The organism is Micromonospora sp. NPDC049497, assembly GCF_044465805.1.
Lineage (GTDB): Bacteria > Actinomycetota > Actinomycetes > Mycobacteriales > Micromonosporaceae > Micromonospora.
In genome coordinates this window covers 87,696-105,292 of record NZ_JBITMC010000011.1, presented here as the reverse complement: position 1 = coordinate 105,292, position 17,597 = coordinate 87,696, and the positions used below count along the sequence as shown (strand labels likewise).

The window sequence follows — 17,597 nt, the reverse complement described above, 5'->3', positions numbered from 1 at the left end:
CACCGCTCCCCGCTCGGTGTCACGCGGCGTCGGCGTAGCTCTCCACGACGGACACGTCCAGCGGGAACCGCACCGGGGTGTCGCCGAACAGCAGCGCCGACGCCCTCTCGCCGCTGCGGCCGACCGCCTCCGCCACCGCCTCGGCCTGCTCCGCCGGGCAGTGCACCATCACCTCGTCGTGCTGGAAGAACACCAGCTCGGCGCCCGTGCCGGCCAGCTCCCCGCGCAGCGTGGCCAGCAGCGTCGACGCCCACTCCGCGGCGGTGGCCTGGATGACGAAGTTGCGGGTGAACCGCCCCCGTGACCGGGCCGCCCGGGCCCGGGGTGACTGCGGGTCGCCGCCGCCGCCGTCGCCCTCCCCCTCGTCGCCGAACCCGGCCGTGCCCGGCGGGCAGGTCCGCCCCAACCACGACCGGACCAGTCCGCCGGCCTCCCCGGTGCGGGCCGCCGCCTCGACGTACGCGAACGCCGTCGGGTAGTTGCTCCGCAGCACCGCCAGCGCCGGCACCGCCGCGCCACCGGTCTGCCCGTACATCGCGCCGAGCAGGGCCACCTTGGCGCGGGGCCGGTCACCGCCGAAGGCGTCCTTCGCCAGGGCCGCGTAGAGGTCCCCCGCCCCACCGGCGGCGGCCAGCCGGGCGTCACCGGAGACCGCGGCGAGCACCCGGGGCTCCAACTGGCCCGCGTCGGCGACGACGAACCGCCACCCCGGGTCGGCCACCACGGCCCGCCGGATCACCTTGGGAATCTGCAACGCCCCACCGCCCCGGGTGGCCCACCGGCCGGAGACCACCCCGCCCGGCACGTACTCCGGCTGGAACCGGCCGTCGGAGACCCAGGCGTCGCGCCAGGCCCAGCCGTGCGCCGTCCAGATCCGGTAGAGCTCCTTGTACTCCAGGACGAGCGGCACCGCCGGATGGTCCACCCCGCGCAGCACCCAGGCCCGCGTGTTCGGCACCTCCACGCCCGCCCGTGCGAACGCCCGCACCAGCTCCGCCGGGGAGTCGGCGTGCACCTGACGTACGCCGAGCGCCTCCGCGATCCGCCCGGCCAGCTCGGCCAGCCGGCGCGGCGGGCCGCCGACCGGGGACGGCTCCCCGAGCAGGTCGGCGAGGAGCGCGTCGTGCACGTCGACCCGCCACGGCAGGCCGGCGGCCCCCATCTCGACCGCGATGAGCGCACCGGCCGACTCGGCGGCGACCAGCAACCGGAACCGGCCGGGGTGCTCGGTGGTGGCGATGCGGGCGAGCTGGTCCGCGTACACCCGCGTCAGCGCCTCGATGCCCGGCCCCGGTGAACCGGACGGGGCGTCGAAGAGCGCGTCCTGACCGTGGCCGGGTGGCGCCGCCGGGCGCGGCGGCGGATCGGCCGGCACCGGCGCGCCGGTGAGCCGCGCCCAGGCGGCGGCGAACGACCGGGGCTCGCCCCAGCGGCCGGCGTGCCCGAGCAGCAGCGCCTCGGTCAGCTCGACGTCGTGGCACCGCTCGACCCGGGCACCGGCCCGCAGCAGGGCGGGGTAGACCGTGGCGCCGGAGGCCCACACCCAACGCGGGTGCCCGTCGCGCTCCCGGGCGGCCACGGCGGCGGCGAGGTCGGTGACGACCTCGGCGGGGCCGGCGGGACGGCCGGTCGGGTCGAGGGGTTGCAGCACTCCCCCGCCGACCTCGTCCGCCACCACCGCCACCAGCACGAACGTGATTCTGCCTCGCCGGTCCGACACTCCCCGCCCCCCGCCCCCCTTCGCGGGAGTGGGGCCAGTTTCACGGAAAGAGTGGTCATTCCCCCGGGAATGGCCACTCTTTCCGTGAAACTGCGTGCTCGACGGCGAGCGACGGGCGGGCGGTGCCTACTTGCTGACGCCGGCAGTCAGGCCGGACTGCACCTGCCGCTGGAAGACGACGTACACGACGAGCACCGGCAGCATCGCCATGGTCACCCCGGCGAACAGGCCGGACCAGTCGGACTTGTAGCCCTGGTTGACCGACAGCTCGATCAGGCCCTGGGCGATGACCTGGTTCTTCGGCTCCCCCGCAACCGACTGCATGAGCAGCGTCGGCAGGTACCACTGGTTCCACTGCCCGAGCACGTTGAAGATGCCGATGCTGATCAGCCCCGGCTTCGCCATCGGCAGCATCACGCTGAAGAACAGCCGGGTGTGCGACGCACCGTCGACCATGCCCGCCTCGGCGATCGCGTTCGGCAGCGTCCGGAAGAACGAGTGCATGAAGAAGACCGTGAACGACAGCGACCAGGCCACGTACACGAGGATCAGCATCACGTGCTTGTTCGGGCCCAGGAACGGCAGCACCACGCCGGTGTTGTAGACGCCCTTGAACAACGGCACCGCGGCGAGGTAGATCGGCAGCGTCAGCCCGGACAGGAACATCCAGTAGATCAGCCGGTTGCCCGGGAACTCGTAGCGGGCCAGGACGTACGCGGCCATGGAGCCCAGCAGCATGGTGAGGAAGACGCTGCCGACCAGCACCAGCAGCGTGTTGAGGAAGAAGCTGTCGATCCCCGCCGTCCAGGCGCGGGCGAAGTTGTCCCACTGGAGTGACTCGGGGAACAACGACAGCGGCTCGCGGATCACCTCGGAGTCGGTCTTGAGGGCGGACATCACCACCCAGGCCAGCGGGTAGATGACCATGACCGCCCACACCACGAGGAACAGGTGCGAGAAGCCGTTGAAGATCCGGGCGCCGAAGCCGTTGGCGGCGGAATCGGTCCCCCGGCCCGGCACGGCGCCGGCCGGCGGCGGAGCGGCGGGTCGGGTCCGGTCGGAGCTGTGTGTCACCGTGCTCATCGTCCAGGCCTCCTCAGTACTCGATCCGCTCACGGCGGGTGATCCGGAGCTGGAGGGCGGCCAGCAGGATCGTGAAGATGGCCAGTGCCACGGCGATCGCGCAGGCGTAGCCGAACTGGCCCTTCTGGAACGCGTTGAAGTTGATCACCGAGGCGAAGATCTCGCTGGCGTGGTTGGGGCCGCCCTGGCTGGGCGTCATCACGTACACCAGGGCGAACATGTCCAGGGCGATGAAGCCCAGGTACACCCAGGCCACCGAGACGGTGTCCCGCAGCAGCGGCAGGGTGATCCGGAAGAACGTGTGGAAGCGGCCCGCGCCGTCGAGCAGCGCCGCCTCGTAGATGTCCTTCGGGATCGACTGCATGGCGGCGGAGAAGAGCACCATGTAGAACCCCGCGCCGCTCCAGACCGCGATGATCAGCAACCACCACAGCACCGCCGGTACGCCGAGGAACGGCTCGGGGTCGTTGGTGAAGGCGATCGGGTTGTCGGCGTCGACCAGCCCGATCTTGATGAGCAGGCCGTTGATCAGACCCTGGCTGTCGGCCCGGTAGATCTGCTGCCACATGACCGCGATGACCACCAGGGACAGCACCTGGGGGAAGAAGAAGATCACCTTGTACAGACCGGAGCCGAAGACGCCCCGGATGCCGGCCCTGTCCTCGCGTCCGCCCACGTTGAGCAGGAACGCGAGGAACAGGGCCAGCGCGATCGTGAACAGCGGCACGGTGACCAGGAAGAACACGTTGTGCCAGAACGCCTTCCTGATCAGCTCGTCGGAGAACAGCCGGACGTAGTTGTCCAGCCCGACGAACTGCTGCCGGTCGGAGTAGCCTCCCCAGTCGGTCAGCGAGTACCCGGCCGCCTGGGCGAAGGGCCAGACCACGTAGAAGAGGTACAGCGCGACGGGCAGGGCCAGGAAGCCCGTGACGAAGCGCGCGACACCGTGCCGCATGGACTCACTCTTTTCGCTCGGTCAGGCGGTACGGGTCTGCTTCTTGATCGACGAGTCCTTGGCGACCTTGTCGGCGGCCGCCTGCATCTTGTCGACGAACTGCTGCGCGGTGAGCCGGCCGGCCATCAGCTCGGCGGAGAGGTTCTGGCTCTCCTTGTCCAGGTCGGCGTAGAAGTTCCACAGCTTGATCGAGATGAGGTCCGATCCGGCGTTCTTCATGACCTCGTTGGCGGTGGCGATCGCCGAGTCCTGCACGTTGTCCCCGGAGCCCTTGGTGGAGGCCAGCGACTTGGTCAGCTCCGCGAACTTCGCCGAGCCGGCCTTGGACAGCACGGCCCGCAGGAACTCCTTGGCCGCCGCCTTGTTCGGCGCCTTGCTCGGCACGACGAAGCCCTCACCGGCGCCGGCGTAGACGTCCTTCGGCGCCTTGTCGCTGGCGCCCAGGCCCCAGTAGTCCGACAGCTTCATCTCGAAGCCCGGCGGGATGGTCGACGCCATCTCGTTCTTCAGCCAGGTGCCGACCTGGATGAACGCGGCCTTGCCGTCCAGCCACGCCTGCTGCGACTGGGTGTGGTCGAGCTTGCCCGGGAGCAGCAGCTTGTCCTTGACCATCTTCTCCCAGACCTCGATGGCCGGCAGGACGCCGTCGGCCTTCCAGGCGTTGTCCTTCAGGTTGTCGATGTCGACGACCGCCTGCTTGCCGGCGGACTTCCAGACGGTGGCCATGATCGCCCACCGCGGGTAGTAGCCGTGCACGGCGTCGTGGACGTACGGCGCCATGCCCTTCGCCTTGATCTTCGGCGCGAGCGCGAAGAACTCCTCGAACGTCTTCGGCGGCGTCCAGCCCTCCTTGGCGAACAGGGCGCCGTTGTACCAGTTGCCCCACACCGTGTAGGCCACGTTGACCACGTAGAGCTTGCCCTGGTAGGTGCCGTCCGCGGCGGTGCCCGGCAGGAGCGAGTCCCCGACGGTGCCCTCGCTGTCCCAGGCGGGAGCGGTGAGCAGGTCGTCCAGCGGCTCGATCGCACCCTCGTTGATCAGCGTGCTGATGTCCATCATGTCGGCGCCCGAGTTCATGACCAGGTCACTCGGCTGGGTCGCCATCTTCGGCTGCTCTTCGGTCTTGATCTTCTGGGTGGAGCTCATGTTGACCGTGACGTTCGGGTGCTTGGCCTTGAAGATGACCTGGTCTTCCTTGGCCCAGGCGTCACCGAGACCACCGTTGAAGATGACCACCTTGACGGCGCTGTCGTCCTTCAGGCCGAACGGGTTGTCCTTGCTCTTCGCGGCACCGGAGTCGTCGGACTTGGTCGGCTCGCTGCCGGCGCAGGCGCTGAGCAGGCCGACGGCCGGCGTGACGAGCAGGCCCGCCGCCGCCGCGCGGCGCAGCAGGGTGCGGCGGTCGAGTTCGGGGGTAACAGACATCTGCGACTCTCCTTGGGATTCGGGTCAGGCGGTACGCCGGAGGCGCCCGGCGTACCGCGACTCGAGGGCGTGGTTGTGCTCGTCCCCACCGGGGACGTTGGCGGAGAGGTAGATAGGGGGTACCTCTCCGGCCTGGTGGAACCGTCGTACGACCTCGGCGGTCAGCAGCTGCGCCAGGAGCGCCGCGGTGACCGAGGAGACCGCACAGACCGCGCCGCCGCCCTCGAGCGGCAGCAGTGCGTCGCCGTACGGCGCGCCGTTGTCCAGCACGACGTCGGCGAGGTCGACGAGCCGCTTGCCGGACGGGTGCCGTGGGGCGACCCGCGCGGTGTGCTCGACCGAGGTGACCGCGATCAGCGGGTGACCGCGACCGGTGACCAGCGCCGCCAGCTCGACCACCGAGCCGTTGATGCCGGACTGTGACGCCACCACGAACACGTCCTGCGGTTGGGGCGTCGCGAGTGCGTAGAGCTGGTGGGCGACGGCCGGGTCGCGCTCCAGCTTCGGGTCGGCGAGCATGTCGCGCGGGGCGTCGCCGTGCAGCACCAGGTCGTGCAGGGAGATCCGGTTGGTGGGTACGAGGCCACCGGCCCGGGCGACCAGCTCCGCGGCGAACGCCTCGGAGTGGCCGGCGCCGAAGGCCTGCAGCACGCCGCCGGAGCGGAGACTGCCGGCGATCAGGTCGGCGGCGGCGGTGAGCGCGTCGGCGCTGTCGTCGACCAGCCGGTCGAGGACCGGACGGACCGCCTCGGCGTACCCCCGGGCACTGATCATGACGTGACCCCCTTCGCGGCCTTGTGCCCGTCGACGGCCTGGGCGGTACGCCGGAAGGCCGCGTGGGCGCGGTCGTGGGTGCGCTGCGCGACGGCGATGTAGAGCAGGTCGAGCACGACGAGCTGGGGATGCCGGGCGGACAGCGCGTCCGGGCGGAAGGTGGTGGCCTGGCTGGCGGTGAGCAGCACGATGTCGGCCAGCTCGGCCAGCGGCGAGCGCGGGAACCCGGTGAGCGCGACGGTGGTCGCGCCTCGGCTGCCGGCCTCGGCGAGCATCTCGATGGTCTCCCGGGTCTGGCCGGTGTGCGAGATGCCCAGCGCGACGTCGCCGGCCCGGAGCAGGGCCGCGCTGGCCAGCCCCTCGTGCACGTCGTTCCAGGCCCAGGCGGCCACCCCGATGCGGTGCAGGCTGAACTGCATCTCCTCGCCGACCAGCGCGCTGCCGCTGGCACCGAAGATGTTCACCCGGCTGGCCCCGGCGATGGCGACGGCGGCCCGTTCCACCTCGGCGAGGTCGAGCAGTGCGGCGGTGTCGTGCATGGCCCGGGTGTCGGCAGCCATGATCTGGTTGAGCACCCGGGACAGCGGGTCACCCGGTTGGATCTCCCGCCCGATGTCGACGGTCCAGCCCGCCGAGCGGGCCCGCCCGGTCTCGGCGGCGATGCCCAGCCGCAGGTCGGCGTACCCGTCGAAGCCCATCGCCCGGCAGAACCGGGTGATGGTCGCCGGCGAGGTGCCGCTTCGCTCGGCCAGTTCGACGATGGTCGCCCGGGCCGCTGCCTCCGGGTCGCTGAGCACGTGCTCGGCGACCCGGCGCAACGCCCCCGTCAACTCTCCCGCCCCGGCGCGGACCCGCGCCAGCACCCCGTCGGAGGCGACCCGCCGGTCGAACCCGTCGGCGTCGACCACCGCGGTTCCCGCGGCGGTGTCCACCTCGTGATCAACCATCGGACGCCCTTTCGGAAAAGAGTGTTAACTGTTAGTGGTAAAAGTTCTTACTGAAGGGCCCTCCCTGTCAAGACCGTGGGCGAAGTTTTCAAACTGTTACCTGGCGCACAGCCCCTGGACGGCCTCCACTCTTGCCCGGACACCCCCGCGCCGACCAGCATGAACGCTGGTTGATCAGGGAGGTGACGCCGCATGTCCGACACCGTCGTGGTCGGTCTCGACGTCGGAGGTACGTCCACCCGCGCGACCGCCCTGACCCTCGACGGCCGCCGCGTCGGCAGCGGCCGCGCCGGCGGCGGCAACCCCACGAGCCACGGCGCGGACCGGGCCGCCGACGAGCTGCGCGCGGCCCTGCGCGCCGCGCTCGCCGAGGTCGACCTCGACCGGGTACGCGCTGGCGTGATCGGCCTCGCCGGAGCCGCCCGCCTGCTCGCCGACCCCGCCGGGCGGGACGCCTTCGACCGGGCCTGGCACGACGCCGGCCTCCGCTGCCCGTATTCGGTTCACGGCGACGCCCTCGTCGCGTACGCCTCCGGCACCGCCAGCCCGCACGGCACGGTGCTGATCGCCGGCACCGGCGCCATCGCCGCCGCCGTACGGGACCTGCGGCTGGACCGCGTGGCGGACGGGCACGGCTGGCTCCTCGGCGACGCCGGCTCCGGCTTCTGGCTGGGCCGCGAGGCGGTCCGGCGCCTCCTGGCCGACCTGGACCGGGCCCGCACGCCCGACCCGCTCGGCACCCGCGTTCTCACGTCGCTGCTCGGCTCGGCCGAGGTCGCGCCCCGCCCCCGGCACACCGTCGACACGCTGATCCAGGCGGTCACCCGCCGACCCCCGGTCGAGCTGGCGCGACTCGCTCCACTGGTCGTCGACGCGGCCCGCGACGGCGAACCCGTCGCCACGGCGCTGATCGCCGAGGCGGCAGCGCACCTCGCCGAGAGCGCCGCGCGGATCCGCCCGGCCGGCGCCGCCGAGCCGGTCGTCCTCGGTGGCGGCCTGCTCACCGGCGACACCCCGCTGGGAGTGGCGGTCCGCGCCGAGGTCACGTCACGCTGGCCCGACGCGGACGTACGGACAGCCGGGGACGGTGCGGCGGCGGCCGCGTGGCTCGCCGCGCTGGACCTGCCCGAGGTCACCGACCCCGAGGCCCTGCACGCCCTCCTCGTCCACACCCCCTGACCACCCGCGACCGAGCCCCGCACCCCGCGCAAGATCAACACGATGTCATTGAAGTCGGGCTGTCCTGGGCCCGCCGACACCGCGATATCAGTGACATCGAGTGGATCAAGGCCTGAACGGCAGAACGGCAGGACCGGCGGAACGACGAAACCCGCGGAACCGGCGGAGGGAAGGTCTTTCCCCGTGATGTCTGTCAGACATAAAGATGTCCGACAGACATCACGCTCACTCAACCACTCACCGACATCCTCGACCCACCACCCACGAACCCGTGCGGACGCTTCAGGAGCAATAATCAATAACGGTCACGCGAGCGGAGTCGGGTCGGCGTGCGCAAGGAGGTCGCGGTACGCCGCTCCCAGCTGCTTGCCCATCGGAGTCGAAGGTCAGCAGGTCGACCTCGTCCGGCAGTTCCCTGCGGGCAAGCCCCTCGGCCACGTCGTGCCAGCCCGTACCGTCGCAGGACACTCCCGCCCGGGCGAGGGTCGCCACGGCCCGCTCCATGTCCACGCCGTGCAGCAGGAGACCGTAGCGGGGGCGGCTCCGGCCGCCGCAGTCGCGCACCGGCGGGTCGTCGTGCTCGACGAACACGAACGGCGCGAAGCTGGTCCGGTCGATCACACGACCGATCTATGGGCACCCGCACCCGTCCGGTGTTGTCCGGCACACCCGCCGCAACCGCGTCACTTAAGCTGGCCGGCGGTGAGGCCGGACTGCACCTGCCGCTGGAAGATGACGTACACGGCGAGCACCGGCAGCACGGCGATGGTGAGGCCGGCGAAGAGCCGGGCGTAGTCGCCGGCGTAGCCCTGGCTGACCGAGAGCGCGAAGAGCCCCTGGGCGAGCACCCACTTGTCCTCGTCGCCCTGCATGAGCACCTGCGGCAGCAGGAACTGGTTCCAGTGGTTGAGGAAGTTGAAGATCGCGACACTGATCAGTCCCGGACGCGCCATCGGCAGCATCACCTGGAAGAAGAGCCGGAAATGTCCGCAGCCGTCGACCAGCGCCGCCTCGGCCACCGAGGTGGGCAGCGTCCGGAAGAACGCGGTCAGGAAGAACACCGTGAACGGCAGGGAGTACGCGGCGTAGACCAGGATCAGGCCGGTCCAGGTGCCGAACAGGCCGGCGTTGCGCACCACGAAGAACAGTGGCACCAGGGCCAGGAAGACGGGGAACATCAGCCCGCCGACGAACAGGTAGTAGACGATCTGCCGGCCGCGGAACTCGTACCGGGCGAAGACGTAGGCGGCGGTGGCGCCCATCAGCATGGTCAGGCTGACCGAGCCGGCCACGACGATGAGGCTGTTGAGGAAGTACCGGCCGATGTTCGCACCGGTCCAGGCCCGGACGAAGTTGTCGAAGCGCAGTGCCTCGGGCAGCCCCCACGGGTCGGCGAGGATCTCGCCGTTGCTCTTGAACGCGCTGACGACCATCCACACCAGCGGCAGGACGGTCACCGCGCCCCAGAAGAGCAGGAAGCCGTGCGACAGCAGGTTCGCGACGCCGAGTTCACGGCGCAGGGGACGGTCGGCGGCGGGTGCGGCCGGAGCCGCGGTCACCGCCGCCGGCGCCGTCTCGTCCAGAGTGGTCACGACAGTTCGATCCGATCACGTCGGCCGGCCCGCAGTGCCAGCACCGCCACCGAGAGGGTCAGGAAGAACATCACGACGCCCATCGCCGAGGCGTACCCGAACTTCGTCTCGCTGCCGAACGCGGTGTCGTACATGCGCACGCCGATCACGTCGGTGGAGAAGTTCGGGCCGCCGTTGGTCATGAGCTGCACGAGAATGAACCCGTCCAGCGCGAAGATGGCCAGGTAGACCCAGGCGACCTGGACGGTGTCCCACAACAGCGGGATGGTCACCCGACGCAGGGTGGTGAGCCGGGAGGCACCGTCGAGCATGACCGCCTCGTAGATCTCCTTCGGGATGGCCGCCATGGCCGCGCCGAAGAGCACCACGTAGAAGCCGACGTTGCTCCACACCATCACCGCCAGGACACACCAGAAGGCGGTCGCCGGGTCGCCCAGCCAGGTCGGCGCCGACAGCCCGAGGCTGGCCAGCGAACTGGTCAACAGTCCCTTGTTGGGGTGGTAGACCTCCTTCCACAGCAGCGCGATGATCACGACGGAGAGCACCTGCGGGAAGAAGTAGACGGTGCGGTAGAAGGCCGTGCCGCGTACGCCGCTGACGCCGGCACGGCCCTTTCGACCGCCCATGGTGAGCATCGAGGCGAAGAAGAGCCCGAGGACGATCGTCACCACCGGCACGAGTGCCAGCAGGATCGCGTTGTTCTGCAACGCGTTCCAGACGTAGTCGTCGCGCCACAGGGCCCGGAAGTTCTCCAGTCCGATGAAGTTGGCGTCGGCGGAGTAGCCGAGCCAGTCCGTGGTGGAGATCTGGAACGCCTGCAGGTACGGCGACACGACGAAGACGACGTACAGCAGGACCGGCGGCACCAGGAAGGTGACGATCAGCGGCCACTTGCCATGTCTCACGGTGCTCTTCCCCTCCCAGGGCGGACGGCGTCAGGCGGTCCGCTTGTACTTCTTGACCGAGCTGTCCTGGGCGATCGAGTCGGCGCCCTTCTGGCACTGGTCGAGGAACTCCGCCGGGCCGATCCGGCCGCTGAAGAACTCGCCGCAGGCGGCGTCGACGAGGTTGCGCTCCAGCTTGCGGTAGTAGTTGTTGTAGACCCAGTTGAACCCGTCGGCGCCGGACGCCTCCAGGGCCTTGACCACCGTGTTCAGGCCGTACGGCAGCTCGACGCCGTCGCTGGCGCCGGCGACCACGGTCAGGCTGGACACCTTCTTCGTGAAGTCCTGGGCGCCCTTGCGCGACAGCATCGTCCGGAAGTACTCCAGGCCGCCGGCGAGGTTCTTCGCCTTGGCCGGCACCATGAACGGCTCGCCGGCGGTGCCACGGACCGCCTCGAAGGGCAGCTTGTCGCCGCTGCCCAGGCTCGGGGTGGGCTGGACGGCCATGTTGAACCCGGCCGGGGTGACGTCCTTCTGCTCGGCCTCCAGCCAGGAGCCGCACGAGATGAAGGCGGCCTTGCCCTGGCACCACGCGGTCTGCGACTGCTTGTGGTCCAGGCCCGGGGAGCCCTCCAGGATGAACTTGTCCTTGACGATCTGGTGCCACGCGTCGGCGGCGGCCTTCATCGCGTCGGACTTCCAGGCGTTCGGCTCCAGGTTGTCGATCGCCACGGCGACCTGCGGCCCGCCGAACTTGATGGCGGTGGAGATCAGCGGCCAGCTCATGTAGCGGGGGTGGGCGCCCGCGTACGTCCAGGGGGCGATGCCCGCGGCCTTGATCTGCCTGCACAGTGCGATGTGGTCGTCCCAGGTCTTCCCGTACTGCCAGTTGCGCTCGGTGAAGAGCTTGCTGGAGTGCCAGATGCCGTAGACGGTGTAGGTGTAGTTCATCACCAGGAACTTGCCGTCGTACGAACCGACCTCGACCGCGCCGGGCAGCAGGGTGTCGCGCACCTTCTTGCCGGGAATGTCGAGACTGGGTGCGTCGAGCAGCTCGCCGAGGTCGGCGATGGCGTTCTGGGAGACGAGGCCGTTGAAGTCGATCTGGCCGGCGCCGGAGTTGTTGACCACGTCCGGCGGGGTGCCGTCGACGAAGCGGGGCTGGAGGGTCTTGCTGATCTCCTGCGTCGCGGAGTGCTTGATCGTCGCCTTCGGGTACTTCTCGGTGTACATGGCCTCGTGGGCCTTGGCGTACTCCTCGCCGAAGCCGCCGTTGAAGATGACCACCTCCAGCGGCGCGTCCTCCTTGACGCCGAGCGGGTTCTGCTCGCTCTTGGTGCCCTTGTAGGTGCCGGCGTCGCCGCCGTCGTCGTCGCCACCGGTGGCGCAGCCGGCGAGCAGCCCGGCGGCGGGGGTGGCCAGCAGGCCGGCGGCGGCGCTACGCCGCAGGATGTCACGCCTGTTCATCGTCTCTCCTCGGATTCGGTGTTCCGACGACCACCGGGTACGGGGGAGGCGGTCGTCGCGCGAGGCACGGGGGAAGTTTGTCTTCAGTTCGCAACGTGTTACTGAAGAATTTCTACGGCAGGAGGGCTCGGACTTCAAGACCCGACGGCCGAACCGTTATCACCACCGGCCACACCACAGCTGGCATACGCTCGCTCCATGCGCCGACTGCGTGCGCTCGCCGAGGCCACGCCGGCTGGTCGGGAACGGATCGTCGACCTGCTCCGGGCGCTCGCCATCGTCATGGTCGTTCTCGGCCACTGGGCGGTGGCCACCATCGGGTACGACGCCGCCGGCAGGCCGACCGCCCGCTCCGCCCTGCCCGACCTGCCGTGGGCGTACCCGCTGACCTGGGTCGCCCAGGTGATGCCGGTGTTCTTCCTCGTCGGCGGGTTCGCCAACGCCGCCTCACTCTCCGCGCGCCGGGCCCGGGGCGGCGACGCCACCGGATGGCTGCTGGACCGGGCGGCGCGACTGCTCCGGCCCACCACCGCGCTGCTGGTGACGCTCGCCGCCGGCGCGGCCGTGGCGTCGCTGGCCGGCGCGCCGGCCTCGCTGGTCCGCGCCGTCGTGTACTACGCGACCATCCCGCTGTGGTTCCTCGCCGCCTACCTGCTGGTGGTTCCCCTGACCCCGGCGATGACGGCGCTGCACCGCCGCTTCGGGCTCGCCGTCCCGGTCGGGCTGGCCGTGCTCGTGGCGGCCGGTGACCTGGGACGGGCACTGGGCCCGGAGGGCCTGGCCCTGCCGAACTACCTCTTCGGCTGGCTCGCCGTGCATCAGCTCGGCATCGCCTGGCACGAAGCCCGCACGGGTGCGCCCGCGCTTCCGCTGTCCCGCCGTGCCGGCGCGGTGCTGCTGGCCGGCGGCCTCGGTGCGACGATCCTGCTCACCACCGTCGGGCCCTACCCGGTGGTCATGCTGAACGTCCCCGGCGAACGCCTGGACAACGCCGCGCCGCCGAGCCTCGCGCTGCTCACGCTCGCCACCGCCCAGGTCGGGCTGATCCTGCTGGTGCACGACCCGGTCGAGCGCTGGCTGCACCGCACCCGACCGTGGCTCGTGGTGATCGCGGTCAACGCGGTCGTGCTCACCGTCTTCCTGTGGCACCTCACGGCGGCGATCCTGCTGGTGGGCGCCCTGGACGCGGTCGGTCGGCTGCCGACCCCGCCGGCCGGCTCGGCGGCCTGGTACGCCGGGCGACTGCCCTGGGTGCTGCTGCTGGCCGTGCTCCTCGCCGTCCTGGTCGCCGTCTTCGGCCCGATCGAGGCCCGCACCGGGCGGGGCCGCGCCGACGCCCGCGCCGGCCGGGCGTCCGTCCGCACCACGCTCGCCGTCGTCGCGTACGTCGCCGTCGTGTACGCGCTGGTCGCCAACGCCCGCACGTCGCGCTCGGCCCCGGAGCCGCTGGGCCTGCCGGTGCCGGCCCTGGTGGCGTACGTCGCCGGGGCCGGCACCCTGCGGTTGCTCAGGACTGGGTCGGGAAGCCGAGGTTGATCCCGCCGTGGCGCGGGTCGAGCCAGCGGCTGGTGACGACCTTGCTCCGCGTGTAGAACCGCACCCCGTCCTCGCCGTGCGCGTGCAGGTCCCCGAAGAGGGAGGACTTCCAGCCGCCGAAGGAGTGGTAGGCCATCGGCACCGGGATCGGCACGTTGATCCCGACCATGCCGACCTCCACCTCGTGCTGGTAGCGCCGGGCCGCGCCGCCGTCGTTGGTGAAGATCGCCGTGCCGTTGCCGTACGGGCTGGCGTTGACCAGGTCGACCGCCTCGTCGTACGAGCCGACCCGGAGCACGCTGAGCACCGGCCCGAAGATCTCGTCGGTGTAGATCGACATGTCCGGGGTGACGTGGTCGAACAGCGTCGGGCCGAGCCAGAACCCGCCGGCGTCGCCGTCCGGCTCGACGTCCCGGCCGTCCACCACCGGAGTCGCGCCGGCCGCCACACCGGCCTCGACGTACCCCCGGACCCGCTCGGCGTGCGCCGCCGTGACCAGCGGACCCATGTCGCAGCCGCGCCGGCCGTCGCCGGTCCGCAGGTCGGCCACCCGCTCGGCGATCTTCGCGACCAGGGCATCGGCGATCGGCTCCACCGCGACCAGCGCGGAGATCGCCATGCACCGCTCCCCCGCCGAGCCGAACCCGGCGTTCACCGCCGCGTCGGCGGCCAGGTCCAGGTCGGCGTCGGGCAGCACCACCATGTGGTTCTTCGCCCCGCCCAGGGCCTGCACCCGCTTGCCGGCGGCGGCGCCGCGCTGGTAGACGTACCGGGCGATCGGGGTGGAGCCGACGAACGACACCGCCCGGACCGCCGGATGGTCCAGCAGCGCGTCGACCGCCTCCTTGTCACCGTTCACCACGTTGAGCACCCCGTCGGGCAGCCCCGCCTCGGCGAACCACTCGGCAAGCAGCAGCGCCGCGCTCGGGTCCTTCTCGCTCGGCTTCAGCACCACCGCGTTGCCCGCCGCCACCGCGACCGGAACGAACCACAGTGGGACCATCACCGGGAAGTTGAACGGCGAGATCACGGCGACCACGCCCAGCGGCTGCCGGATCGTGTACGAGTCGACCTCGGTCGACACGTTCTCGCTGAACGCGCCGCGCAGCGCCGAGGGCAGGCCGCAGGCGTACTCGATGACCTCCAGCCCGCGCTGCACCTCGCCGGCGGCGTCGGCGAGGACCTTGCCGTGCTCGGCGGTGATCACCTCCGCGAGCCGGTCCCGCCGCGCGTGGACCAGCTCGCGGAAGGCGAACAGCACCGCCGTCCGCCGGGCCAGGCTCACGTCCCGCCAGGTCCGCGCGGCCCGCTCGGCGGCCTCGACCGCGACCGCGACGTCCGCGGCGGAGGCCAGCTCCACCTGACCGGTACGCCGGCCGGTCGCCGGATCGAACACGTCCCCGCGCCGCTCCGACGCGCCGCCGGTCCGCTTCCCGTCGACGAAGTGCCCGATGACGTTCATGCCGTGACCGCCTCGGCGGAGGAGCGGACCGCCCCGACCAGGATGGCCAGGCCCTCCCGGGCCTCGTCCTCGGTCAGGGTCAGCGGTGGGCCCATCCGCAGCACGTTCCCGTGCAGGCCGCCCTTGCCGGCGAGCAGGCCACCGGCGCGGCACGCCTCGAACACGCGGGCGGTCAGCGCCGGGTCGGGTTCCGCCGTGCCCGGCCGGACGAACTCGACGCCGAGCATGAGGCCCTTCCCGCGTACCTCGGCGACGCAGTCGAGACCGGCCAGGGCGGACCGCAGGCCGTCGGCGAGGATCGCGCCGACGCGGGCCGCGTTGGCCTGGAGGTCGTGGTCGCGCAGATAGTCGAGGACGGCGTTGCCGGCCGCGGTGGAGACGGGGTTGCCGCCGAAGGTGGAGAAGCTGATCGCCGGCACCGACTCCAGCACGTCGGCCCGGCCGACCACCCCGGCCAGGGCGAAGCCGTTGCCGATGCCCTTGGCGAAGGTGAGCAGATCCGGCGTGACACCGTGCGCCTGGTAGCCCCAGAAGTGCTCACCGGTACGACCCCAGCCGGTCTGCACCTCGTCGCTGATCAGCAGAATGCCGTGCTCGTCGAGCACCTTCTTCCAGGCCGCGAAGAGCCCGTCCGGCGGGGCGACGAAGCCGCCGACGCCCTGGATCGGCTCGGCGATCAGGCAGGCCACGTCGCCGGCGGTCTGGGTGGCGAGAACCTCGCGCAGATCCTCCACGGCCGCCTCGATCCGGTCGGACTCCGGCAACCGGGACAGCAGGCCGCGCAGCCGCTCACCGGAGTGCAGCCAGGCCACCTGGAGCGGGTTGAGGCCGCTGGCGGACCAGTTGCGGTTGCCGGTGACGCCCATCGCCGCGTACGACCGGCCGTGGTAGCTGTTGCGCACGGCGAGGATCTGGTGCGAGCGCCGGTGGTTGGTCGCCACCAGCAGGGCCGCCTCGTTCGCCTCGGTGCCGGAGTTGGTGAAGAAGACCCGGGCGTCCGGGATGCCGGACAGGCGGGCGATCTTCTCGGCCAGCTCGACCTGCTGACGGATCAGGTAGATCGTGGAGGTGTGCACGATGCCGGTGCGGATCTGCCGCTCCACCGCCTCGCGGATCTCCGGAATGTCGTAGCCGATCATGTTGGTGAGCACGCCGCCGAAGAAGTCGAGGTAGGTGCGCCCCTGCGCGTCGGTCACCCGGCGACCGGAGCCGGAGACCAGCTCGATCGGCTCGGCGTAGTAGAGCGGCATCCAGGACGGGAGCACGGCGCGGTGCCGGGCCAGCAGGTCGTCGGTGGTCATCGTGGCACCTCTCAGCGCGGTTGGCGTCCCCGCACGCTCTCATCACCCCGTGCCAGGGACAACTGTCACTGTGTAGCGCGAGCGCACCATCCTCCTGACACCGCGTCAACCCCGGGTCGGCACGGATTCCGGGGCGTGACACCGCCACCATGCCGCTTTCCCGTCGTGGCGATGCCCGCCGGCAACGGGATCCGTGGCAGCGCCCGCCGAACTGGCGACCGGGCGGATGCCGCGCGTCGACCCTTGTCGGAGGTAGCATCCGGCTCGTGCGGATCCGGGACGTGGCGTTGCCGAGCGGCGCGGCCGGCACGAGCGTCGCCCAGCTGACGCAGGACGTACGGGCCTGGGTGGAGTCACCCCCGCTGCGGTCGCTCGTCGGGCACTTCGGCGGTGACTGGCCCACCGGCGACCTCGCCGCGGTGCTCGACGCCCTGGACGACTTCTCCGCCCGGCACTGGGACTTCCGCGCCGGTCGCGAACGCCCCGACGCCCGGGAGCCGGCCTTCGACCTGCACACCGTCGCGCTCGTCCTCGACGCCGCCGCCGCGCTCGGCCTGGTCCGTCCCGCCCCACCGAGCCGGGCGGCGTACGCCCACCTGGTCGTGCTGGGCGGGCTGGCGCACGCCTGCGTGCGCCGCGTCGCGTACGCCGCCCACCTGCTGCGCACCGGCCCGGAGGTCACCGGCGAGGCCGCCGTGCTCGGCAGCTTCCGGCCCCTGTCCGAGGTGGAGCGACGCATGCTCGCCGACGCCGGGCTGCCGCCGTGCGCCACCGAGGTCGACGTGCTGGACGCGGCCGTCCGGCGGCTGTTCGGGGTGGCCGCACCCGCCGACGAGGACGGCCACGACGCCGGGCACCCGCACCACTCCTGGTCCTCGCGGACGTACCGGCCGCCGGGCCTGCCGCCGGTCCGGGTCCTCGCCGCACCGTCCAGCGAGCCGGAGCACCGCCGCGCGCACACCGCCGACACCCAGCGGTTCTGGGCCGGGCACGTGCGCCTCTCCCCCGGCGACGAGGTGCTGTGCGTGACCGCGCCGATCTACGTCCCGTTCCAGCACTGCGACGCGCTGCGCACGCTCGCGCTGCCGTACGGCTGCGGGGTGGAGACCGTCGGCGTCGACCCGGCCCTGCCGGACGTGGCGGTGCTGCCCGAGCCGACGCTCACGCCGGGCCGGTACCTCCAGGAGATCCGCTCGGCGATCCGGTCGGCACGGGCGCTGCTGGTGTAAGGAAGGGCCCCCGCTTAACGCCTGAGGTAGAGGAAGGGCCCCT

At 71.4% G+C, this 17,597-nt stretch carries 15 protein-coding genes; 3 read left to right on the top strand and 12 right to left on the bottom strand.

The genetic code is table 11. The features are described 5' to 3' along the window. Window positions 1-19: 19 nt before the first annotated feature. The 6 genes from ACIBR0_RS17120 to ACIBR0_RS17095 all read right to left on the bottom strand — a co-directional run bounded on the left by ACIBR0_RS17120 (window position 20) and on the right by ACIBR0_RS17095 (window position 6,904). Window positions 20-1,720 carry a bifunctional 3'-5' exonuclease/DNA polymerase gene (locus ACIBR0_RS17120; RefSeq protein WP_396716582.1) on the bottom strand — a complete coding sequence of 567 codons (1,701 nt, stop codon included), beginning with the start codon at window positions 1,718-1,720 and terminating at the stop codon, window positions 20-22. A 126-nt stretch (window positions 1,721-1,846) separates the two neighbouring features. After that, complete coding sequence (locus tag ACIBR0_RS17115) at window positions 1,847-2,647, bottom strand: carbohydrate ABC transporter permease (RefSeq protein ID WP_357037494.1); 801 nt, start codon at window positions 2,645-2,647, stop codon at window positions 1,847-1,849. Window positions 2,648-2,816: 169 nt separating this feature from the next. After that, window positions 2,817-3,758, bottom strand: coding sequence for a sugar ABC transporter permease (locus ACIBR0_RS17110; RefSeq protein ID WP_357037482.1), 942 nt, complete (start codon window positions 3,756-3,758; stop codon window positions 2,817-2,819). Window positions 3,759-3,779: 21 nt separating this feature from the next. Further along, window positions 3,780-5,183, bottom strand: coding sequence for an N-acetylglucosamine/diacetylchitobiose ABC transporter substrate-binding protein (ngcE, locus tag ACIBR0_RS17105; protein WP_396716579.1), 1,404 nt, complete (start codon window positions 5,181-5,183; stop codon window positions 3,780-3,782). Window positions 5,184-5,207: 24 nt separating this feature from the next. Further along, window positions 5,208-5,957 (bottom strand): SIS domain-containing protein, encoded by a 750-nt coding sequence (locus tag ACIBR0_RS17100; RefSeq protein ID WP_357037488.1) that lies wholly within the window; start codon window positions 5,955-5,957, stop codon window positions 5,208-5,210. Further along, window positions 5,954-6,904, bottom strand: coding sequence for a MurR/RpiR family transcriptional regulator (locus ACIBR0_RS17095; RefSeq protein ID WP_396716577.1), 951 nt, complete (start codon window positions 6,902-6,904; stop codon window positions 5,954-5,956). Before ACIBR0_RS17095 ends, ACIBR0_RS17100 begins: the two co-directional genes overlap by 4 nt. Window positions 6,905-7,096: 192 nt before the next feature. On the opposite strand from ACIBR0_RS17095, the gene ACIBR0_RS17090 reads away from it, so the two are divergent. Further along, complete coding sequence (locus ACIBR0_RS17090; RefSeq protein WP_396716575.1) at window positions 7,097-8,083, top strand: N-acetylglucosamine kinase; 987 nt, start codon at window positions 7,097-7,099, stop codon at window positions 8,081-8,083. Between the two features lie 282 nt (window positions 8,084-8,365). Here ACIBR0_RS17090 and ACIBR0_RS17085 read toward each other — a convergent pair whose 3' ends face one another. From ACIBR0_RS17085 to ngcE (ACIBR0_RS17070), 4 genes are all read right to left on the bottom strand, one after another. Further along, window positions 8,366-8,704 (bottom strand): hypothetical protein, encoded by a 339-nt coding sequence (locus tag ACIBR0_RS17085; protein ID WP_396716573.1) that lies wholly within the window; start codon window positions 8,702-8,704, stop codon window positions 8,366-8,368. 62 nt (window positions 8,705-8,766) lie between these two features. Continuing rightward, window positions 8,767-9,675 (bottom strand): carbohydrate ABC transporter permease, encoded by a 909-nt coding sequence (locus ACIBR0_RS17080; protein ID WP_396716571.1) that lies wholly within the window; start codon window positions 9,673-9,675, stop codon window positions 8,767-8,769. Continuing rightward, window positions 9,672-10,580, bottom strand: a complete 909-nt coding sequence (locus ACIBR0_RS17075; protein WP_396716569.1) for a carbohydrate ABC transporter permease — start codon at window positions 10,578-10,580, stop codon at window positions 9,672-9,674. The genes ACIBR0_RS17080 and ACIBR0_RS17075 overlap by 4 nt, the downstream gene beginning before the upstream one ends. A gap of 30 nt (window positions 10,581-10,610) precedes the next feature. Further along, window positions 10,611-12,026 (bottom strand): N-acetylglucosamine/diacetylchitobiose ABC transporter substrate-binding protein, encoded by a 1,416-nt coding sequence (gene ngcE / locus ACIBR0_RS17070; RefSeq protein ID WP_396716567.1) that lies wholly within the window; start codon window positions 12,024-12,026, stop codon window positions 10,611-10,613. Window positions 12,027-12,224: 198 nt separating this feature from the next. Here ngcE (ACIBR0_RS17070) and ACIBR0_RS17065 point away from each other — a divergent pair, with 198 nt between their 5' ends. Then, window positions 12,225-13,562: an acyltransferase gene (locus tag ACIBR0_RS17065; protein WP_396716565.1), complete on the top strand. Its 1,338-nt coding sequence runs from the start codon at window positions 12,225-12,227 to the stop codon at window positions 13,560-13,562. On the opposite strand, the gene ACIBR0_RS17060 is transcribed toward ACIBR0_RS17065, so the two are convergent. Together ACIBR0_RS17060 and ACIBR0_RS17055 are read right to left on the bottom strand one after the other, a co-directional pair. Continuing rightward, complete coding sequence (locus ACIBR0_RS17060) at window positions 13,534-15,024, bottom strand: CoA-acylating methylmalonate-semialdehyde dehydrogenase (protein WP_396716563.1); 1,491 nt, start codon at window positions 15,022-15,024, stop codon at window positions 13,534-13,536. The genes ACIBR0_RS17065 and ACIBR0_RS17060 overlap by 29 nt on opposite strands. Next, window positions 15,021-16,325 (bottom strand): aspartate aminotransferase family protein, encoded by a 1,305-nt coding sequence (locus ACIBR0_RS17055; RefSeq protein ID WP_396716561.1) that lies wholly within the window; start codon window positions 16,323-16,325, stop codon window positions 15,021-15,023. The genes ACIBR0_RS17060 and ACIBR0_RS17055 overlap by 4 nt, the downstream gene beginning before the upstream one ends. A gap of 266 nt (window positions 16,326-16,591) precedes the next feature. Here ACIBR0_RS17055 and ACIBR0_RS17050 point away from each other — a divergent pair, with 266 nt between their 5' ends. Beyond that, window positions 16,592-17,554 carry a hypothetical protein gene (locus tag ACIBR0_RS17050; RefSeq protein WP_396716559.1) on the top strand — a complete coding sequence of 321 codons (963 nt, stop codon included), beginning with the start codon at window positions 16,592-16,594 and terminating at the stop codon, window positions 17,552-17,554. The last annotated feature ends 43 nt before the right edge of the window (window positions 17,555-17,597 follow it).